The organism is Nocardia canadensis (assembly GCF_032656385.1).
In the GTDB taxonomy this organism is placed as follows: Bacteria; Actinomycetota; Actinomycetes; order Mycobacteriales; family Mycobacteriaceae; genus Nocardia; species Nocardia canadensis.
In genome coordinates this window covers 260,466-278,048 of the sequence record NZ_JAVCWB010000001.1, presented here as the reverse complement: position 1 = coordinate 278,048, position 17,583 = coordinate 260,466, and the positions used below count along the sequence as shown (strand labels likewise).

Here is a 17,583-nt window from a genome sequence, read left to right as displayed (position 1 = left end):
TGTGGTCAGGCGAACTGACCGGCTTCGCGGCCCGCTCCGGGCGGCCCGGCGAAGGCCTGCGCGATGCCGAGCCAATGTTCGGCGTCGGGGCCCTCGGTGACCAGGGCGGTGTCCTCGCGATGCCGACGCTGGGTCGCGACCAGGCAGAAGTCGACGGCCGGGCCGGTGACGCGCTGCGCGGCGTCCTCGGGACCCCAGGTCCACAAGCTGCCGTCGGGCGCGGTCAGTTCTACCCGGAATTCCTCGGCGGGCCCGGATTCGCCGTGCACCGTGTAGGCGTAGTTGCGGGTGCGGACGCTGATGTGGGCGACGGTGCGCAGCCGGGCGGTGGGCGTGCGCTCGACGCCGAGCGCGTCGGCGACGTCCTGTCCGTGCGCCCAGGTCTCCATGATCCGCGCGGAGATCATCGACGCCGGACTCATCGGCGGGCCGAACCAGGGCAGCTTGGTGCCGGCCGGGACGGCGGCCAGCGCGGCGATCAGCGCCTCGCGACCGGCGCGCCAGCGCACGAGCAGGTCGGCGGGCGGGGTCTGCGCGAGTTCCTCGGCAGCCTCGTCGACGAAGGTGAACATCTTGGGCGCGGCCTCGGCCAGCAGCTTCGCGAAGGTCTCACCGTCGGTGGCGGCCAGCTTGGAGACCTCGTCGGTCCAGGTCAGGTGGGCGATCTGGGTGGTGATATCCCAGCCTGGGGACGGGGTGGCGGTCTGCCACTGGGCGGCGGTCAGCGGTGCGACCAGGTTTTCCAGCTCCGCGCATTCGGCGGCGAAGTCGTCGAGGAGCGCTGCGAGGTCAGCCATCTGTTCCCTTGCCGATCGTGGCGCGACCCGGTACGGGTGCGCCTCGTCACCAAGAATCTCAGCGCCTCCAGAAAAATGCAAGCACGCGTGCTTGTTCTTGCGGCGCGCTACCAGCCGAAGGTCAGCAGGTGCAGCCCGCCGACGGCCACGCCGAGCACGCCGCCGTGCAGGTACAGCAGCCAGGCGTCCTGCTCGACCGCCGCGTAGAACATCTCCATGAACTCGCCCGGCGTCAGCTTCTGCAGCTTGCGATCGGCGAAGGCATCGATCTTCTTGGCCTGCTCGAGCACGAACTTCTCGTCGTCGACCATCTCCGGCGCCAGGCTCAGACCGGCGCCCGCGCCCGAGATCGCCAGGTTGTCGTAGCCCTTCTTGCCGATCGCCGCCCGCACCATGAACGCGGTCGGGCCCAGCTGCTGGTGGATCTCCTCGGCCACCACCCGCTCGATCAGCTGCCGGGTCTTGTCCCCGTTGGGGCCCTCGAGCAGTTCGTTGGACAGGTTCTCCACGGTCAGCACCTGGTAGGCCAGGATGTGCGCCAGGTCGGTCGCCGCCTGCGGCTGCCGCTTGGCCAGCAGGGCCTGGCGCCACAGGTACTTGTAGCGCGGCTGCGGATCGCCCGGCTCGAACACCATCTTGATCGCGATGACGTTGACGATCACGCCGATCGCGGCCGAGGCCAGCAGCACGATCACCCACGCGGGCACCGCGCCCCAGTACGGGATCTGCGAGTGCACGTGCAGGTACAGCGCCAGCACCAGACCGAACGGCGCGCCGAGCAGACCGACCCGCGCCATGAACTTCAGTTCCGGCGCCGCGATGGTGGTGGTCAGGTCCTTGAGGATGTTCGGGTTCTTCTCGAGGTACCTGATCACGAAGTTCTTGACGTCGAGCAACTGGTCGATGTTGTCGCCCAGGCTCGCGAACGCGCGCCTGCCCAGCGCGGGCAGCTGCCGGTCGACCCGCTGGTAGACGGCCTGCTTCACCGGCCGCGGCAGCGAACGCCACAGGTCGGGATTCTCCCGGTACATGATCTCGTCGACGATCGGCTGCACCTGATCGCGCGCCCGTTCGGCCAGGTAGTCGCCGATGCCGTCGAGATCGAGCTCATGGATGAAGTCGCGCGGGCTGCCGATCCGCATCAGCGCCTTGTCGACGCAGATGCTGGCCATCTTCTCGGCGCGAGCGGGAATGAAGCCCTGGAAACCGAGCCTGCGCCCGTCGCCGGAGAAGGTCGGCAGCACCTGGACCCGGCGCGGGAGATAGGGGTACAGCACGTGCAGCATCGGCACCCGGAAGCCCTTGAACTGCACCGGCCAGAACAGCATGAGCACGCCGGTCCAGTTGGTCAGCCAGCCGGCGAGCGCGCTGAAGATCGGGAAACTGATCAGATCGACCACGAATTTCGACTGCCCCGTCAGCTCTTCCCAATCGATGAAGAGTCCGGAGGCCAGTGTGGTCATCGAGGAGCCCCCTAGTGCTGACGCGCGAAGAACGTGAAGAACGTGAGGATAAGGCAATCACATTCTGACCGGTCGCGACGGGGTGTCAACGGCGGATGGCGGTATTCGTCCCGAGTCGCGACCCGTTTGCCGACGACCGGCGATAGCCTGGAGGCGCAGATCCGTCGCGTCACCCGAGTTCTTCCCGTCACCTGCGTAGAGGGAGTCGTCGTGAGCAGTGTTCCGCAGAATCATCTCGATCGTCCGGTCGCCGTCATCGGGGCGGGCACGCTGGGCAGACGCATCGCGCTGATGTTCGCGACCAGGGGCGGGCTGGTCCGGATCACCGATCCCGGCGCCGAACAGGGCGCGGCGGCCGTCGCCTTCGTCGAGGAACAGTTGCCCGGCGTTGCCGCGTCGGTGCCCGGTGGGTCGCCCGGCACCGTCGAGTACGTGCCCGACCAGGCGACGGCCGTCGCGGGCGCGTGGCTGGTGGTCGAGGCGGTGCCGGAGGTCCTCGACCTGAAGAAGAAGATCTTCGCCCAGCTCGAGGGCGACGCCGACGCGGATGCGATCCTGGCCTCCAATTCGTCGTCGTACGCCAGCCGGTTGTTCACCGAGGGCCTGAAGACGGCCGACCGCATGCTCAATACGCACTTCTATATGCCGCCTCAGTCGACCGTGCTCGATGTGATGTCGGACGGCAAGACATCGCAGGACATCCTGGAATTCGTGCTGAAGACGTTCCCGGAGTTCGGCCTGCACCCGTTCCTGGTCCGCAAGGAGAGCACCGGCTTCATCTTCAATCGCATCTGGGCGGCCATCAAACGCGAGTCGCTCGAGGTGGTCTACGAGGGCGTGTCCATTCCGAAAGACGTCGACGACATGTTCGCGCGCAACTTCGGCACGAAGGCGGGCCCGTTCCGGATGATGGATCAGGTGGGTCTGGACGTGGTGCTCGATATCGAGGAGCACTACGCCGCGGAGAATCCGAATCTGCCCGCGGGGCCGCGCAAACTGCTGCACGAGTACGTCGACAAGGGCAAGCTCGGCGTGAAGACGGGTGAGGGCTTCTACGACGACTACCCCAAGCCGCGGTCATGACCGAGTTGCTCGCCCTCGACCTCAAAGCCGCTGCGATGCTGGCCGTCTCGCTCGATGACGGCTCGGTGCGCACGGTCGTCGACGGACTCGACGAGTTCCCCGACGGCGTGGTGGTCGATCAGCTGCGCGGCCATATCTACTGGACCAATATGGGTAAGCCCGACCCGGGCGCGCTTCCCGACACCGAACCGGAGTTCTTCACCCCCAACGGATCGATCGAGCGGGTCGATCTCGACGGCGGCAACCGCACCACGATCGTGCCGCGCGGCGCCTTCACCACCGGCAAGCAGTTGACCGCCGATTTCGAGGCGGGCCGGTTGTACTGGTGCGACCGCGAGGGCATGGCCGTGCTCACCTGCGATCTCGACGGCGGCGACCTGCGCCCGATCGTGGTGACCGGCCGGGGCGAGGCCGACGCCGAGATCGCTCGGAACTGGTGCGTCGGCATCTGTCTCGATCTCGACCGCCGCCTCGTCTACTGGACCCAGAAGGGTGCCGCCAAGGCGGGCGACGGCCGGATCTTCCGCGCCCCGATCGACCTGCCCGCCGGTACCGATCCCGCCGACCGCCCCGACATCGAACTGCTCTGGCAGGGCCTGCCCGAGCCGATCGACCTCGAACTGCACGGCGTCGCCCACCTGGTGTGGACCGATCGGGGCGCCCGCCCCGAGGGCAACGCGCTCTACGCCGCGACCGTGCAGCCCGAGGTCGGCACCCCGAAGGTGCTCTCCACCGGGTATCGGGAGGCGATCGGCTTGGCCGGGCTCGGGACCTGCTTCTACGTCAGCGATCTCGGCGGTGGCATCAGGTTCGTCGACGTGGGTTCGGGCACCGACACCGAGTTGGCGCGGATCGGGAGCCCGTTGACCGGACTCGCGCTCGCCGACCTGTAGTCGGGCCGCAGCACGACGTGGACCGCGATCGTCACCCAGCGCCCGATCAGGAATTCCGGTGCCTTGATCCCGAGCTGCCTGCGGTCGAGCACGGCCTCCGCCCGGACGGCGACCGTGTCGCCGCCCAGGTCGAACCGGGTGACGGTGAACACCAGCGGTACGTCCCGGCCACGCACGGTGGCCACGCCCGCGACGCGCCACTCCCCGTCGGTGCCGGTGATGTCGTCGGCGACGAAGCTCATCCGCGGGTGCCGGTCCAGATCGAGCAGGCCCGGTTTGCGCAGGTCACGATCGCGTCGGGGGTGGCCGGTGTCGATCGCGGCCAGGTCGACGACGCCGGTGATCGTCTGGGGCTGCCCGTCGGGGCCGACCGTCAGACGGCCCGCCAGTACCGGCATCGACCCGTGCACGGTGCGCCGCCCGAAATGGCCGACCTGGAAGCGCGCGGTGCACCGCTGTGGCGCGGCCACCCACTCCGTGGGCCGTTGTTCGCCCACCATGATCCAGTTCATGACCGCGCCCCCTCGGCGTAGATGGCGGCGGTGTCGTGGTGGTGCAGGACCGGATAGATCTCCACCCGGTCGGGCCCGGGCAGCAGCGCCGGGTTCTCGCCCGGCAGCAGTTCGGTGGCGAGGATGGCCGCGCCCACCGCGTGCAGGGCTTCCTCGGTCTCGCCGATCCCGATCACCACGCCGGAGCCGTCGGGACGGCGCAGTTCGTAGTAGTCGAGCAGGCCCGGCACGGTGGCCAGGGCGGGGCGGATGCGGTGCGCGGCGGCGAAGTCGGCGGCCGCCAGTTCGTCGGCGGTGCGTGGCTGGTCGAACCAGACAAGGTGTGCGTACATGATCTTAAGCTCCTGACCTGGGGAATTGGGTGATTCCAGGATCGCCGCGCGCGGACGCGCCCGGATCAGTGCCGGTACGTATCCGCGGTACTGAATTCCGCCGTAGGCGCGATACTGGTGCGATGCAGACTCCGGCCGTCGGACGGCATCAGGAGATCGCGCGGCTGCGTGCGGCGGTCCTGGCCGCCGCCTCGGGTGCGGGCCGGTTCGTGCTGGTCAGCGGTGCGGCCGGGATCGGCAAGTCGTGGCTGGCCGAACGCGCGGTGGAGCTGGCCGACGAGTCGGGCCTGCGGGTGGCGCGGGGCAACGCGCTCGACGACGCCGGGATGCCGCCGCTGTGGCCGTGGCACCGGGCTGCCCGCGACCTGCCCGCACTCGCCGCCGCCCTGGCCACGGTCACCGAGCCCGGCGGCGGTGCGGCCGCGCGGCGATTCCGGATGTTCACCGAGGTCGCGGACGTGCTCATCGCGGCGGCCGCGGACACCGGTCTGCTGCTCGTCCTCGACGATCTGCACTGGGCCGACCCCACCTCCCTCGCGCTGCTCACCCACGTCGCCACCGAGACCGCTCGCGCCAAGCTGCTCATCGTCGGCACCGCGCGCGAACCGGCGGGCCGGATGCTGCTCGGTCACCAGTCCGACTGGCTGCGGCTGCCGCACACCCAGTCGCTGTCCGTACCAGGACTTTCCGAGCCGGAGGTGCGGTACTGGCTCGAACAGCGCGGCCGGTCCGCCGATCTCGCCGCCCGCGTACACGACCGCACGGACGGCAATCCCCTGCTGGTCCGCCTCGTGCTGGAATCCGGTGCGGCGGAATCCGATACCGGCGACGACGCCCTGCTCTCCACCCCGGCGGTGCGCCGATTGGTGCTGGCCCAGCTCGACCGTCTCGCGCCGGCCGACGTCGACGTGCTCAGTGCCGCCAGCGTGCTCGGCGAGCGCATCGACGCCGAACTGCTGGCGCGGGTCTGCGCCACCGCCCGGGTGCCGGACGCCGTCGACGCGGCGACCGCGGCGGGGATCGTCCGCCGCTTCGGCGACGGCACCACCGGTTTCACCCACGCCCTGATCCGCGACGCGGTGTACGCGGATCTGCCGCCGTCGCGGCGCACCGCCCTGCACCGCGCCGCGGCGGAGGCGCTGACCGACCGGGGCGGGCCGGATTCCGCTGTCGCGGGCGCGATCGCGACCCATTGGCGGCAGGCGGCGGCCGGCGCGGAATCACCGGCGGGCCTGCGCTGGTCGCGCCGCGCGGCCCACGCGGCCCGGGCCGCCGCGGCCTACGAGGAGGCGATCCGCTTCGGGCAGTGGGCGATCGACGCGGCGGGCAGCACCGCGCCGGAAGCCGACCGCGCCGACCTGCTGCTCGACCTCGCCCGCGACGAGTTCGCGGCGGGCCGGATCGCCGACAGCCTCGCGCACTGCGTCCAGGCCGCCGCCCTCGCCGAGCGGGCCGCTCGCCCCGACCTGCTCGCCGAGGCGGCGCTGGTGGTCCACGGCGTCACCACGCCCACCGTGATGACCCAACTCGACCTGCTGTGCGACAACGCTTTACGTCGACTCGAACCGGGCACGCACGACGACCTGATCGCCCGGATCCTGGCCAGGCACGCCCTCTCGGCCGCCGACCGTGGCGCGGGCGCGACGGCCAGGGCGCTGTCCGAGCAGGCCATGCGCGCCGCCGCGCGCTCCACCGACCCCGATGTCACGCTCGACGCCATCCACGCCCGGCACCTGTCGCTGGCCGCGCCCGACTACCTCGACGAACGAATTACCTTGGCCGCCAGAGCGATCGAGATCGCGGTCGACGCCGAGCAGCCGCTGGCCCAGCTCTGGGGACACGTGTGGACCGCCGACGCGAGCCTGCAACGCGGCGACCTCACCGCCTTCGACAGCGCCCTGGACCACATCGACCTGCTGGTCGAGCGCCGTCGGCTGCCGCTCGCCCGCTGGCACCTGCTGCGCCTGCGCGCCACCCGCGCCGTCCTGGTGGGCGAACTCGCCGCCGCGCTCGACTTCGACACCGCCGCCTATGAACTGGCCGTCGGCATCGGCGACTTCTCGCTGGCCGGACTGCATCACGCGTTTCGCGGGATGTACGCGGTGATCATCGGACATGTCGATCGCGCCGAGCTGACCGAAGCGGTCGCGTCGCTGGCCTTCGCCCCGAAGATCCCGATCGCGCAGCTCTTCGCGCCGCTGATGCACGCGCTCGCCGGCGATCTCGACGAAGCCAGGGCCCTGTTCGCGCCCTTCCGGGAGCTCCCCGACACACTCGAGATCGGCGCGCGCTGGGCGGGCACCGTGTTCAGTGTCGGCTTGGTGGCCGAACTGCTCGACGACGCCGAGACCGCCGATCGCGTCTACCGCGCCCTGGCCGGGCAGGAAGGGCACTACTGCGCCGACGGCACCGGCGCGCTGATCTGCGTCAGCTCGCTGGCCAGGGTCCGGGCCGACAACGCGCGCGTCGCCGGACACCTGGACGCCGCGGTCGAGCTGTACCGGCGTGGCCTGGAGATGGACACCAGGATCGGCGCGCGCCCCTTCGTCGCGCTCGGCCACCTCGGGCTGGCCCGCACCTTGCTCGCCCGCGCCGAGTTCACCGCCGCGCGCGCCGCGGCCGAACAGGCGGCCGCCGGCTTCCGCAGGCTCGGCATGACCCATCGCCTGGCCGACGCCGACGCGCTGCTCACCCGCATCACCGCCGCCGCACGCTGCGCCGATCCGCTCACCCCGCGCGAGCGCGAAGTCCGCGAGCTGGCGGCGGCGGGACTGACGAATCGCGAAATCGCCACCCGCCTCGTTCTTTCCGAACGCACCGTGGAAACCCACGTCCGCAACATCCTCGCCAAACTGGGCGTCACCAACCGGACCGAGCTCGCCCGCGACACCCGCTGACGCAGGTCATGCCCCTGACATCGTGGCCGGTACGAGGGACGATCTTGCGGTTACAGTGGCCGGGCAAGTAATGCTCGTGCTCGGAGGGGACCGGTGGTGGAACAGGTATTCCAGGTCGATTTGCGTGGTGTGGTCGACCTGCTCAGTCACCACCTGTACGGCAGTCCGCGGGTGTATGTGCGCGAGCTGATGCAGAACGCCGTCGACGCGAGCACCGCGCGCCGGGCGCTCGACCCGTCGGCGCAGCTCAGCGTGCGGATCGAGACCGCCGACCGCACCGGCGACGGCAGCATCCGCATCCACGACACCGGCATCGGGCTCACCGAGGCCGAGGTGCACACCTTCCTGGCCACCATCGGCCGCAGTGGCAAGCGCGACGATCTCGGCTTCGCCAGGCACGAGTTCCTCGGCCAGTTCGGCATCGGTCTGCTCTCGTGCTTCCTGGTCGCCGACGAGGTCACCGTGCTGACCCGCTCGGCGCGCGGCGGGCCGACGGTGCGCTGGACCGGGTTCGCCGACGGCCGCTACCGCGTCGAACCCGCCTCGCGGGAACGCGAGGAACTGGGCACCACGGTCATCCTGACGCCCCGGCGCGGCGCCGAGCAGTGGCTCACCGGCGCCACCGTCACCGAGCTGGCCGCGCTGTTCGGCAGTCTGCTGCCGTTCGAGGTCACCGTCGACGGGCACTCGGTCACCGAGCCGGAGCTGCCGTGGCGGGCTAACCACCCCACCCCCGACGACCGCACGGCCGCCCTCGCGGCCTACGCCGAGGACACCTTCGGCTTCACCCCGTTCGCCACCTTCGATCTCAGCTGTGCCGAATCCGGCGTCACCGGGGTGGCTTTCGTGCTTCCGCAGCCGGTCAACCCGGCGGCCAAGGCCGGGCACCGGGTGTACCTCAAGCGCATGCTGCTGGCCGAGAGTGTCGCCGGGCTGCTGCCCGACTGGGCCTTCTTCGTGCGCTGCGTCGTCGACACCACCGAGCTGCGGCCGACCGCCAGCCGGGAGGCACTGTACGAGGACGACCTGCTCGAATCCACCAGGGAGGTGCTCGGCGGGCAGATCAGGGACTGGCTGGTGGAGTTGTCCACCGCCGACCCGGCCGCGCTCGCCCGCTTCCTGCGCGTCCACGATCTCGGCGTGAAGGCGCTCGCCCTGCACGACGACGACATGCTCCGGCTGGTCGATCGCTGGCTGCCGGTGGAGACCAACGCCGGGCAGATCCCGCTGGCCGAGTTCCGCCGCCGGTTCGGCGGGGTCCGCTACACGCCCTCGGTGGAGGAGTTCCGCCAGCTCGGCGCGGTGGCGGCCGCCCAGGGCCTCGGCCTGGTGAACGGCGGCTACACCTACATCACCGAGATCGTGGAGCGCCTGCCCGCGCTCGACCCCGAGATCCAGGTGACGCGCCTGGACACCGCCGCCCTGGCGACCCACTTCGACCTGGTCGACCCGGCGACCGAACTGGCGCTGCGCCCGTTCCTGACGACCGCCCAGCGGGTGCTCGACCGGCTCGAATGCGAGGTCGTGCTGCGCACTTTCGATCCGCCGTCGCTGTCGGCGCTGTATCTGCTCGACCGCGACACCCAGCATCGCGCCGAACTGCGGGCCACCCGCCAGGTCGCCGACGACCTGTGGGCCGACGTCCTCGGTGCCTTCGATTCCGGCCAGGACAGCGACCGGCCGCAACTGGTGCTCAACCACCGCAATCCGCTGGTGCGCCGCATCGCCGGGCTCGCCGACGCCCGGTTGGTGACGATGGCGGTCGAGGCGCTCTACAGCCAGGCGCTGCTGCTCGGCCAGCATCCGATGCGGCCGGTCGACACCGCGCTGCTGAACAAGTCGTTCGTCGGTCTGCTCGACTGGGCAGTGCACGATCCGCAGGGAGAGCTCTGATGTCCGACACCGTCGACGACCTGTGGCGGCTGCTCGCCCAGGCGGGCAACATGCCCTACGGCGACAGCAAAGACGCACTGCTGGAACAGGTCCTGCGGCACGCCGACGCCGGCGGGCACACCGACCTCGCGTTCCGCACCCGCATGCGGTTGATCACCGCCTACGCGCAGGGCATGAGCCCGGCCAAGCTGTTCGTCCCGTTCGCCCGCTGCCTGGCCGACTACGACCGCGACCCCGGCGCCTACGAGGAGTGGGTGGCGTCCGCGCTGCGCTGGGACTTCAAGTTCGCGGTGCGCGCGATGACGAATTTCCCCGAGGTGCCCAAGGATCGGGCGTTGGCCGCGCTGGACCAGATGGAGCAGCGCTATCGGCTGGAGGGCCAGAGCCTGCACGCGGTGCACGCTTACCGGCACTATGTCGCCGAGCATCTGGGCGACCTGGCCGAGGCCGAGCGCTGGTACGAAAGGTGGTGCACCACACCGCGCGACGAGAACTCCGACTGCGCAGGCTGCGACCCCACCGGCAAGGTCGCCTGGCTGGCGATGCGGGGTCGCGATGCCGAGGCCGTCGAGCTGGCCGCCCCTGTCCTGCGCGGCGAACTGCACTGCAACGAACAGCCGCAGCTGATCCTGACCGCGTTGCTGCTGCCCTACCTGCGCACCGGCCAGCTCGACGCGGCGCGCGACGCGCACCGCCGGTCCTACCGGGTGCTGCGCACCAAACCGCAGGACCTGCGGGCCATCGCCACCCACCTCGAGTTCTGCGCGCTGTCCGGCAATCAGGCGCGCGGCCTGGAACTGCTCGACCGGCATCTCGGCTGGCTCGACCGCTCGCCCAATCCGTCGGCCGCCATGGACTTCGCCGCCGCGGCCGCGCTGCTGCTGCGCACGGTGGACGACGCGGGCCACGGCGACACCGTCGTCCGGCGGCCCGCGCACCTCGAGCGGCCCGCCGCCGAATCGACCGCGCGGGACCTGCGGCAGGAGCTGACCGCCGAGGCGCTGGCGATCGCGGCCCGGTTCGACCAGCGCAACGGCACCGCGCATCAGACCGAGCAGGTGCGCGCGGTGCTGGCGCGCACGCCGATCGTCGACCGGCTGCCGCTGTCGGCCGCCGCGGCGCACCGGGCACCCGTCGAGCCCGCGCCCGCCCCGATCGCACTCCCCGCCCTGACCACGGCCGAGCTGATCGACCGGGCCGAGCTGGGCCAGGAGCGCGACGCCACCGTCGAGGTGACCGCGTTGGCCCAGCGCCTGACCGAGGCCGCCGAGCCCACCGATCCCCTGCTGGCGGGCCGGCGCGCGGCCGTTCTGGCGCGCGAGTCCGCCCGGCACGGCGACAGCAACGAGACCGAATCCCTGCTGCGCCAGGCGATCGAGCACTACACCGCCGCCGGTGACGAGGACCGCAGGCAGGGGGGTCTCGGCCGCCTCGGTGCGCACCTGTGCAGGCACGGCGATCCCGCCGAGGCGACATCGCTGCTGCGTGCCTCGCTCGCGCACCTGGGCGCGTCCGCCGATCCGGCTGTCCGGGCCGGCGCGATCCTGCGACTGTCCGGCGGTCTGCTCGACCTGTTCGACCGCGGCCTGCTGGCCGACGACGATGCCGCCGAACTCCCCGAGCTGCTCGACCGCGCCGCGGCCGAGGCAGCCGCGTCGGGCGGCGACGAGCTGATCGGCGACGTCGCCAGGCAGCGGATGTATCTGTCCGAGAACAACTCCCGCATCGACGACGCCGACGCCGCGGCGCGCACGGCGATCTCCGCCTTCCATCGGGCGAACCTGCCGTTGCGGGCCGCGACCACGCTCTACCATCTGTCCGGAATCCGCCGGTCCGCAGCGGAGTTCGACACCGCGCTCACGCTGCTCGACGAGGCGATGCCGCTGCTCGATACCGACACCCCGATCGGATTCCGGATGGCGGTCTACGCCCGCCGCGGTGATCTGCTGCTGCACCTGGACCGTGCCGCCGAGGCCGTCGGCGAGCTGCTCACCGCGATCGCGATCGGCGCGCCCGTCGACCTGCCCCAGGTCCCGTACGCGCGATGGGATCTGGCCATCGGCTACCGGTCGACCGGGCAGCTGCTCGATGCCGCCGAACAGGCCGAGTCGGCGATCCTCGCGCTGGATCGCGCCGGCGCGGGCGGCCCGGCCCGGGGCTGTCGCTACCTGCTCGCCGGTCTGCACCGCTCGCTGGGCGAGCACGATCAGGCACTCGCCGTGTACGACGCGATCATCGAATTCGACCGGGCCGTCGCCGATCTCGGTGACGAGGCCTACGTGCTCGCCGAGACCGCCGATCTGCTCGACTCGCTCGACCGCGATGCCGAGGCCGCCGAACGCTATCGCCTCGCCGCCGAGGTGGCGGCCCGGGTCGACGATCCGATCCGGGTCGCCTACTGCCGCTACAGCGCCGCGCTGTCGCTGCACTGGGCCGGGGATTCCGACGGCGCGGTGGCGGCCGTCGACGTCGCCGATGCCGCACTGGCCGAGCTCGCCGCGACCAGACCGGACGCCGATCTGCTCACCTGGCACCGGGCCCGGCTCGACCACAACGCCGCTCGAATCCTGCACTCCGCCTCTCGTTTACCCGACGCGTTGCCCCGCGCGGAAGCGGCGGCCGCCGGGTTCCGCGCGATCGAGGTCGTCGATCGGGCCGTGCGCGCCGACTACGACCAGGCGAGAATCCTGCTCGGCCTCGACCGCGCCGCCGAGGCCGAGAAGGTCCTCGCGGGCGCCGTCGCCGAACTCGACGACACCCACCCGGCCTACGGCCCGCTCTCCGGCCTGCTGACCGAAACCCGTTCCCGCCTCGGCTGATACGAAGGACCACGCCATGCAACCGCTCGGCAGCGACGATCCACGCCAGATCGGGGCGTACCGGCTGCTCGGTGTCCTCGGCGCCGGCGGCATGGGCAAGGTGTATCTGGGCCGCAACGCGGGCGGACGCACGGTCGCGGTGAAGGTGATCCGGCCGGACCTGCTGGGCGACCCCGAGTTCCGGACCCGGTTCCGCCGGGAAGTGGCCGCCGCGCGCCGGGTCGGCGGGGCTTTCACGGCGCCGGTCCTCGACGCCGATGTCGACGCCGATCCACCGTGGCTGGCCACTGGATACGTCGCCGGACTCGCGCTCTCGGACGCGGTGTCGCGGTTCGGGCCCTTCGCCGAGCCGTCGCTGCTCGCCCTCGGGCACGGGCTGGCCGAGGCGCTCGTCGCCATCCACGACGCGGGCATCGTGCATCGCGATCTGAAGCCGTCGAACGTGCTGCTGGCCGTCGACGGGCCCAAGGTGGTGGACTTCGGTATCGCGCGCGCCGTCGAGGACACCGCGCTCACCACCACCGGAAAGGTCATCGGCTCACCGGGTTTCATGTGCCCGGAGCAGGTGACCGGCGAAGCGCTCGGCCCCGCGTGCGATGTCTTCGCCCTCGGCGGCGTGCTGACCTTCGCCGCGTCAGGCCACGGCCCGTTCGGCACCGCCGAGATCGTGCAGATGCTGTGGCGCATCGTCTACGAGGAACCCCGCCTCGACGGCGTGCCCGCGCGGCTGCGTCCCCTGGTCGCCGCCTGCGTCGCCAAGGACCCCGCCGCCCGCCCGACTCCGCGGCAAGTTCTCGCCGAGTTCGCCGCCATCGGTCTGCCCGAGCGCACGGGTTGGCTACCACCGGCGGTCCTCGAAGACGTCAGCAGGCGCGCGGTCGCCCTGCTTGACCTCGATTCCGGCCCGGTCGACGGCCCTGCCGGTCCCAGCACGCCACCTCACCCGTCTCGGTCGAACACCAGTAGTCAGGCATTCTTGCCCGGCTCCACGGGTTCCGGTGGGCAGATACCGGTGCCAGGTGCCGCTGCGAACTTCAGCGGACCGGCATCGTCGCCCGGAAAGGCGGCAGGCTTCGACGGTCAAACGCCGCCGCCCGGCTCCGGAGCGGGGTTCACCGGGACTCCACCGCTGTCCGGCACTGCGACGGGCTTCGGTCGGCGCACGTCCTTTGCCGACAGCGGCGGGCCGAAACAGTCGGGCTACGCGACTGTCAGCGGGCCGGCCGGTGACATCACCGGTGGTACCCACGCGCCTTGGCAGGCACCGCCTGCCCGTTCGCGCCGAGGGCGCAACGCTCTGGTGGCCGCGGCGGTGGTCGTAGCGCTGGCGGTGGCCGGGGGTGCGTTCCTGATCGGCGTCCAGCTGCGCGGTCAATCGGACGGCAATAGCGTGGCGAACTCGACGTCGATCTCCACCGGCACCGAAGACTCCGAGCTCCCGCCCGCCACCGGAGCGGCGGTGTCGACGGTCCCCGCCGCGTTCGTGGGGAGCTGGCAGGGGCAGGCCACCGACGGGCCGGTGCGCTTCGACATCACCCTCACCATCAACGACGGCAAGGTCGGGCAGAAGGTGGCCACCGCGTCGAATACCGGCACGCTCTCCGGCGAGCGCTGCGAGCGCTCGGAAACCCTGGTCGAGGCCACCACCGACGGCCTCGTCTTCCGGGCGAAACTCACCGGCAAGAGCGCGAGTGGCTGTGTGGACGACGGTGCGACCTCGACGGTCACCCTCGGCTCGGACGGCACCCTCACCTACCGCACGCCGGGGCTGCTCGGTGGCACCATCACCGGGTTTCTGCGCAAGTCCTGACCACTCGCGATGACGATTGCCGACCAGTTGCCGACCACCTCGAAACGGGATCGAAACGGCGAACCGGGCACCCCGCGCGGCTGGTGGTGGTTCACTACCACCACGAGCTTGTCTGGACCTCCGACCAACACATCACCCCTGGTGATGCCGATCTCAACTTTCCAGCCGTTGCTATCTGGGTCACTACTATGCCAGACTCTCGTCCCACACTGTGAAGCCGTCCGGTCTCACAATGTCCGGAAAGGGAGTGGGTTGAGCGAGCGGCAAGAGCGCGAAGTTGCCACCCTCCCGACGGCTGCGCGGAAATCAGCCCCAGTCCACCAGCGTGAGCGCGGCGGCGGTCAGCAGATCGACCAGTTCGCCGACCGGCGGACGCGACTCCCGCAGCAGCCATTCGTGCGCGACGCCGTTGACCGCGCCGGTCAGCAAGCCCGTGGTGAGCTCCGCGTCGCCGCGCAGCCGCACCCCCTTGGCGGCCAGCGCCGTCTCGATCAGCGCCGACCAGGCGTGCCTGCGGGCGCGGCGATGGTTCTCCATCCGGTCGCTGACTCCGACGACCTCGATCAGCGCCACCTGTGCGCGGTACGGGTCGGAGCCGAGCGATTCCAGGTACGCGGCCAGTCCGCTGCGCAGCGCCGGCTCCGGTTCGGTGTGCTCGACCACCGCGGCGACGACCGCGGCCGCGGCGTCGTCCTGGATGCGGTCGTAGGCGGCGATGAGCACGTCCTCGCGAGTCTCGAACTCCTCGTAGAACTGCCGCTTGGACAGTCCCGCCGCCGCGCACACCTCGGCGAGCGAGCACGTCGGGTACCCGCGTTCGGCGAAGATTCGCGTCGCTGCTTCCAGGAACCGCTGGCGCCGTTCGGCTTTACGCGCGACGACTGTACGACCCCCATACCGTCTGTCCGCTGTAGTCACCTCTCCAATGTATCTGAAACCCCGGATCACACTTACATTTCCGGGCTGCTCCAACCAATCCCCACAAAGAAGGACGGCTGACCAGTGCTGCGCACCCGAGGCTCGCGGACCGCATTGTCCGCTCTCGTACTAGCGGTGAGTGCCTCACTCGCCGCACCTGCATCGACCATGGCTGCCCCGCGGCCTGCGGCTCAGCCGAGCGTCCCGGCGATCGCGGAGAACGTTCCCTCCGAGACGCTGGCCGCGCTGGCACCGTCGATCGTAAGCGCCGTCTCCGCGCCGGCCCCCATCGCCGACGGCGCGCAGGCCGCGATCCTGGCTCAGGCGCGCGTGCTGCTCGCCACGCCCGGCATTCCCGCGCAGGTCAAGGCGACCCTCGAGAAGGTCATCACCTTCCTCGACGGCAGCGGCGGTGGCGGCCCCGAGCTCCCGCCGTCCGACGGCCCGCGGATCGCGCAGTTCCTGTACCCGACCATCGGCAAGGGCTGCATCGGCCCGACCTCCGATTCCGTCGGCACCGCGCTGGCCGTACCCGGCCCGGCCGAGCTGCCGCCGCCCGGGCCCGCCGCGGGCCAGACCGGTTTCGTCTTCACCGCGCTGGGTACCAAAACGCCTACCGTCGCGCAGAACCCGCCGATGACGGTGCAGTGGGTCAACCTGGACAACCGGCGCACGGGCACCCAGCCGCTCACCACCGCGGCCGGGATCAACCCGGACGGGCCGGCCACCCTGTCCGCCATCGCCGACACCGGCTCGGGCCGGGTCGCCGCGGTGATCACCGGTTCGCTCACCACGACCACCGCCGACGGTGACCGGACCTGCTCGTTCGCCCCGACCCTCGGGTTCTTCTCCGTCGCCTGAGCCGACGCCACGTATTGGAGTTTCGTTCAATGAAGTTTGCCGTCCCCGGCTTGGTCAGTGGCCTGGCCGGCGCGATCCTCGGGGTGATTGCCGTGCTCGGCATCACCGCGGGCGCGCAACAGAATTCGATCCCCGCCCCCGAGACGACCGCTGATCCCGGTTCGTCGGTGCTGGGCAACGTGCAGTACGGAAGCCGATGAGCAACGGGCGCAGGCTCATCGCCTGCATTCTCGTCGGGCTCGGCGCGCTACTGCTCGCCGCCGCCGTCATGATCCCCACCTACACCGTGGACAAGGTCGCCAAGACCCCGCTGGATCTGCGGATCACCACCGTCGCCAAGAGCGTTCCCGGCGAGGAAAGCCTGGTGCTGGACGCGAAGTCGCTGACCTCGCCCGAGGGCGCGGCCAAGATCGACAAGAACGTCCCCGTGGTCTCGCAGCGCTTCCTGACCGTCGAGGAGCCCTCGGGCGCCGACGAGATGACGGTCCAGGCCGGCCAGACCCTGCGTCGCGACGACCGCGACGGCGACACCGGCATCCTCACCGCCTCCATCGACCGGGTCACCATCGACCGCGTCACCGGCGAGCCGGTCGCCACCTCGCCCAACGGTTCCCTCGCGGTCACCGTCGACAAGTCGGGCGCCTCGGTGGCCGACGCGCTGACCCGTCAGGGTCTGCAGTACCGCTTCCCGATCGGCACCGAGAAGAAGTCCTACCCGTACTTCGACACCAACGCCCGCGCCACCCGGCCCATCGACTTCGTCGAGGAGTCCGAGATCAACGGCGTCCCGGTCTACCACTTCCGGCAGTCCATCCCGGTGACGAACATGAACGACGTGGTGCCCGCCGCGACCAACAAGCTCACCCTCCCCGCCGCCAAGTGGGGCCTCGAGGGCGACGAGCCGGTCACCATGACCCGCTTCTACACCAACACCCGTGACCTGTGGGTGGAGCCGAAGACCGGCGCGGTCCTCAAGGGCGGCGAGCAGATCCACCTGTTCTACGGCCGCAGCGCCAACCAGATCGACGTCACCGCGCTGAAGTCGCACCTGGTCTTCGACGAGGAGACCATCGACGCCCAGATGGCCGTCACCCAGAAGAGCCTCGACAAGCTCGACCTGTTCGGCAAGACCCTGCCGATCATCCTGGGCATCCTCGGCGCGATCCTGCTCATCGCCGGCGCCGTCCTCGGCGTCCTGAGCGCGGGCGGCTCCGCCGCCCGGCGCACCTACGACCCGCCCACCGAACAACTCCGCACCACGAACCTCTAGCTCGGTTCCCCTGCACAACGAAGCCTCCCCGGATC

14 protein-coding genes are annotated in these 17,583 nt (G+C 70.8%); 9 read left to right on the top strand and 5 right to left on the bottom strand.

All coding sequences use genetic code 11. The annotated features are described in order from the left end of the window. Nucleotides 1–5: 5 nt before the first annotated feature. Complete coding sequence (locus Q7X29_RS01250) at nucleotides 6–797, bottom strand: TIGR03084 family metal-binding protein (RefSeq protein ID WP_218722224.1); 792 nt, start codon at nucleotides 795–797, stop codon at nucleotides 6–8. Between the two features lie 107 nt (nucleotides 798–904). Continuing rightward, nucleotides 905–2,260 carry a hypothetical protein gene (locus Q7X29_RS01245; RefSeq protein WP_316573071.1) on the bottom strand — a complete coding sequence of 452 codons (1,356 nt, stop codon included), beginning with the start codon at nucleotides 2,258–2,260 and terminating at the stop codon, nucleotides 905–907. A gap of 210 nt (nucleotides 2,261–2,470) precedes the next feature. Here Q7X29_RS01245 and Q7X29_RS01240 point away from each other — a divergent pair, with 210 nt between their 5' ends. Both Q7X29_RS01240 and Q7X29_RS01235 read left to right on the top strand, forming a co-directional pair. After that, complete coding sequence (locus Q7X29_RS01240) at nucleotides 2,471–3,343, top strand: 3-hydroxyacyl-CoA dehydrogenase family protein (protein WP_308248713.1); 873 nt, start codon at nucleotides 2,471–2,473, stop codon at nucleotides 3,341–3,343. Continuing rightward, complete coding sequence (locus Q7X29_RS01235; RefSeq protein WP_316573070.1) at nucleotides 3,340–4,236, top strand: hypothetical protein; 897 nt, start codon at nucleotides 3,340–3,342, stop codon at nucleotides 4,234–4,236. The genes Q7X29_RS01240 and Q7X29_RS01235 overlap by 4 nt, the downstream gene beginning before the upstream one ends. Here the strand turns inward: Q7X29_RS01235 and Q7X29_RS01230 are convergent. Both Q7X29_RS01230 and Q7X29_RS01225 read right to left on the bottom strand, forming a co-directional pair. Beyond that, nucleotides 4,122–4,748, bottom strand: a complete 627-nt coding sequence (locus tag Q7X29_RS01230) for a YceI family protein (RefSeq protein ID WP_218722221.1) — start codon at nucleotides 4,746–4,748, stop codon at nucleotides 4,122–4,124. The two genes, Q7X29_RS01235 and Q7X29_RS01230, sit on opposite strands and share 115 nt — an antisense overlap. Next, the gene (locus tag Q7X29_RS01225; protein ID WP_316573069.1) at nucleotides 4,745–5,080 is read right to left on the bottom strand and encodes a hypothetical protein; all 336 of its coding nucleotides are present in this window, start codon (nucleotides 5,078–5,080) and stop codon (nucleotides 4,745–4,747) included. The genes Q7X29_RS01230 and Q7X29_RS01225 overlap by 4 nt, the downstream gene beginning before the upstream one ends. 122 nt (nucleotides 5,081–5,202) lie before the next feature. On the opposite strand from Q7X29_RS01225, the gene Q7X29_RS01220 reads away from it, so the two are divergent. The 4 genes from Q7X29_RS01220 to Q7X29_RS01205 all read left to right on the top strand — a co-directional run bounded on the left by Q7X29_RS01220 (nucleotide 5,203) and on the right by Q7X29_RS01205 (nucleotide 14,499). Further along, nucleotides 5,203–7,977, top strand: a complete 2,775-nt coding sequence (locus tag Q7X29_RS01220; RefSeq protein ID WP_316573068.1) for an ATP-binding protein — start codon at nucleotides 5,203–5,205, stop codon at nucleotides 7,975–7,977. Nucleotides 7,978–8,070: 93 nt separating this feature from the next. Next, nucleotides 8,071–9,870: an HSP90 family protein gene (locus tag Q7X29_RS01215; protein WP_316573067.1), complete on the top strand. Its 1,800-nt coding sequence runs from the start codon at nucleotides 8,071–8,073 to the stop codon at nucleotides 9,868–9,870. Then, nucleotides 9,870–12,689 (top strand): hypothetical protein, encoded by a 2,820-nt coding sequence (locus Q7X29_RS01210; protein WP_316573066.1) that lies wholly within the window; start codon nucleotides 9,870–9,872, stop codon nucleotides 12,687–12,689. Before Q7X29_RS01215 ends, Q7X29_RS01210 begins: the two co-directional genes overlap by 1 nt. A gap of 16 nt (nucleotides 12,690–12,705) precedes the next feature. Then, entirely contained in the window at nucleotides 12,706–14,499 is a 1,794-nt protein-coding gene (locus Q7X29_RS01205; protein WP_316573065.1) for a serine/threonine-protein kinase, read from the top strand. 306 nt (nucleotides 14,500–14,805) lie between these two features. Here Q7X29_RS01205 and Q7X29_RS01200 read toward each other — a convergent pair whose 3' ends face one another. Beyond that, nucleotides 14,806–15,417 carry a TetR/AcrR family transcriptional regulator gene (locus Q7X29_RS01200; protein WP_218718355.1) on the bottom strand — a complete coding sequence of 204 codons (612 nt, stop codon included), beginning with the start codon at nucleotides 15,415–15,417 and terminating at the stop codon, nucleotides 14,806–14,808. 84 nt (nucleotides 15,418–15,501) lie between these two features. Here Q7X29_RS01200 and Q7X29_RS01195 point away from each other — a divergent pair, with 84 nt between their 5' ends. The 3 genes from Q7X29_RS01195 to Q7X29_RS01185 are packed head-to-tail and all read left to right on the top strand — an operon-like array spanning nucleotide 15,502 to nucleotide 17,548. Then, the gene (locus Q7X29_RS01195; RefSeq protein WP_218718356.1) at nucleotides 15,502–16,278 is read left to right on the top strand and encodes an Rv1157c family protein; all 777 of its coding nucleotides are present in this window, start codon (nucleotides 15,502–15,504) and stop codon (nucleotides 16,276–16,278) included. Nucleotides 16,279–16,307: 29 nt separating this feature from the next. Continuing rightward, on the top strand, nucleotides 16,308–16,478 hold the full coding sequence (locus Q7X29_RS01190) for a DUF2613 domain-containing protein (protein ID WP_218718357.1): 171 nt from the start codon (nucleotides 16,308–16,310) through the stop codon (nucleotides 16,476–16,478). Beyond that, complete coding sequence (locus Q7X29_RS01185) at nucleotides 16,475–17,548, top strand: DUF3068 domain-containing protein (RefSeq protein ID WP_218718358.1); 1,074 nt, start codon at nucleotides 16,475–16,477, stop codon at nucleotides 17,546–17,548. The genes Q7X29_RS01190 and Q7X29_RS01185 overlap by 4 nt, the downstream gene beginning before the upstream one ends. Nucleotides 17,549–17,583: the final 35 nt, after the last annotated feature.

Excerpts from the sequence above, each read along its gene's own strand:
- Q7X29_RS01245 (WP_316573071.1), bottom strand. The coding sequence starts at position 2,260 with ATGACCACACTGGCCTCCGGACTCTTCATCGATTGGGAAGAGCTGACG.
- Q7X29_RS01210 (WP_316573066.1), top strand. The coding sequence starts at position 9,870 with ATGTCCGACACCGTCGACGACCTGTGGCGGCTGCTCGCCCAGGCGGGC.
- Q7X29_RS01205 (WP_316573065.1), top strand. The coding sequence starts at position 12,706 with ATGCAACCGCTCGGCAGCGACGATCCACGCCAGATCGGGGCGTACCGG.
- Q7X29_RS01235 (WP_316573070.1), top strand. The coding sequence starts at position 3,340 with ATGACCGAGTTGCTCGCCCTCGACCTCAAAGCCGCTGCGATGCTGGCC.
- Q7X29_RS01250 (WP_218722224.1), bottom strand. The coding sequence starts at position 797 with ATGGCTGACCTCGCAGCGCTCCTCGACGACTTCGCCGCCGAATGCGCG.
- Q7X29_RS01185 (WP_218718358.1), top strand. The coding sequence starts at position 16,475 with ATGAGCAACGGGCGCAGGCTCATCGCCTGCATTCTCGTCGGGCTCGGC.
- Q7X29_RS01190 (WP_218718357.1), top strand. The coding sequence starts at position 16,308 with ATGAAGTTTGCCGTCCCCGGCTTGGTCAGTGGCCTGGCCGGCGCGATC.
- Q7X29_RS01230 (WP_218722221.1), bottom strand. The coding sequence starts at position 4,748 with ATGAACTGGATCATGGTGGGCGAACAACGGCCCACGGAGTGGGTGGCC.
- Q7X29_RS01225 (WP_316573069.1), bottom strand. The coding sequence starts at position 5,080 with ATGTACGCACACCTTGTCTGGTTCGACCAGCCACGCACCGCCGACGAA.
- Q7X29_RS01220 (WP_316573068.1), top strand. The coding sequence starts at position 5,203 with ATGCAGACTCCGGCCGTCGGACGGCATCAGGAGATCGCGCGGCTGCGT.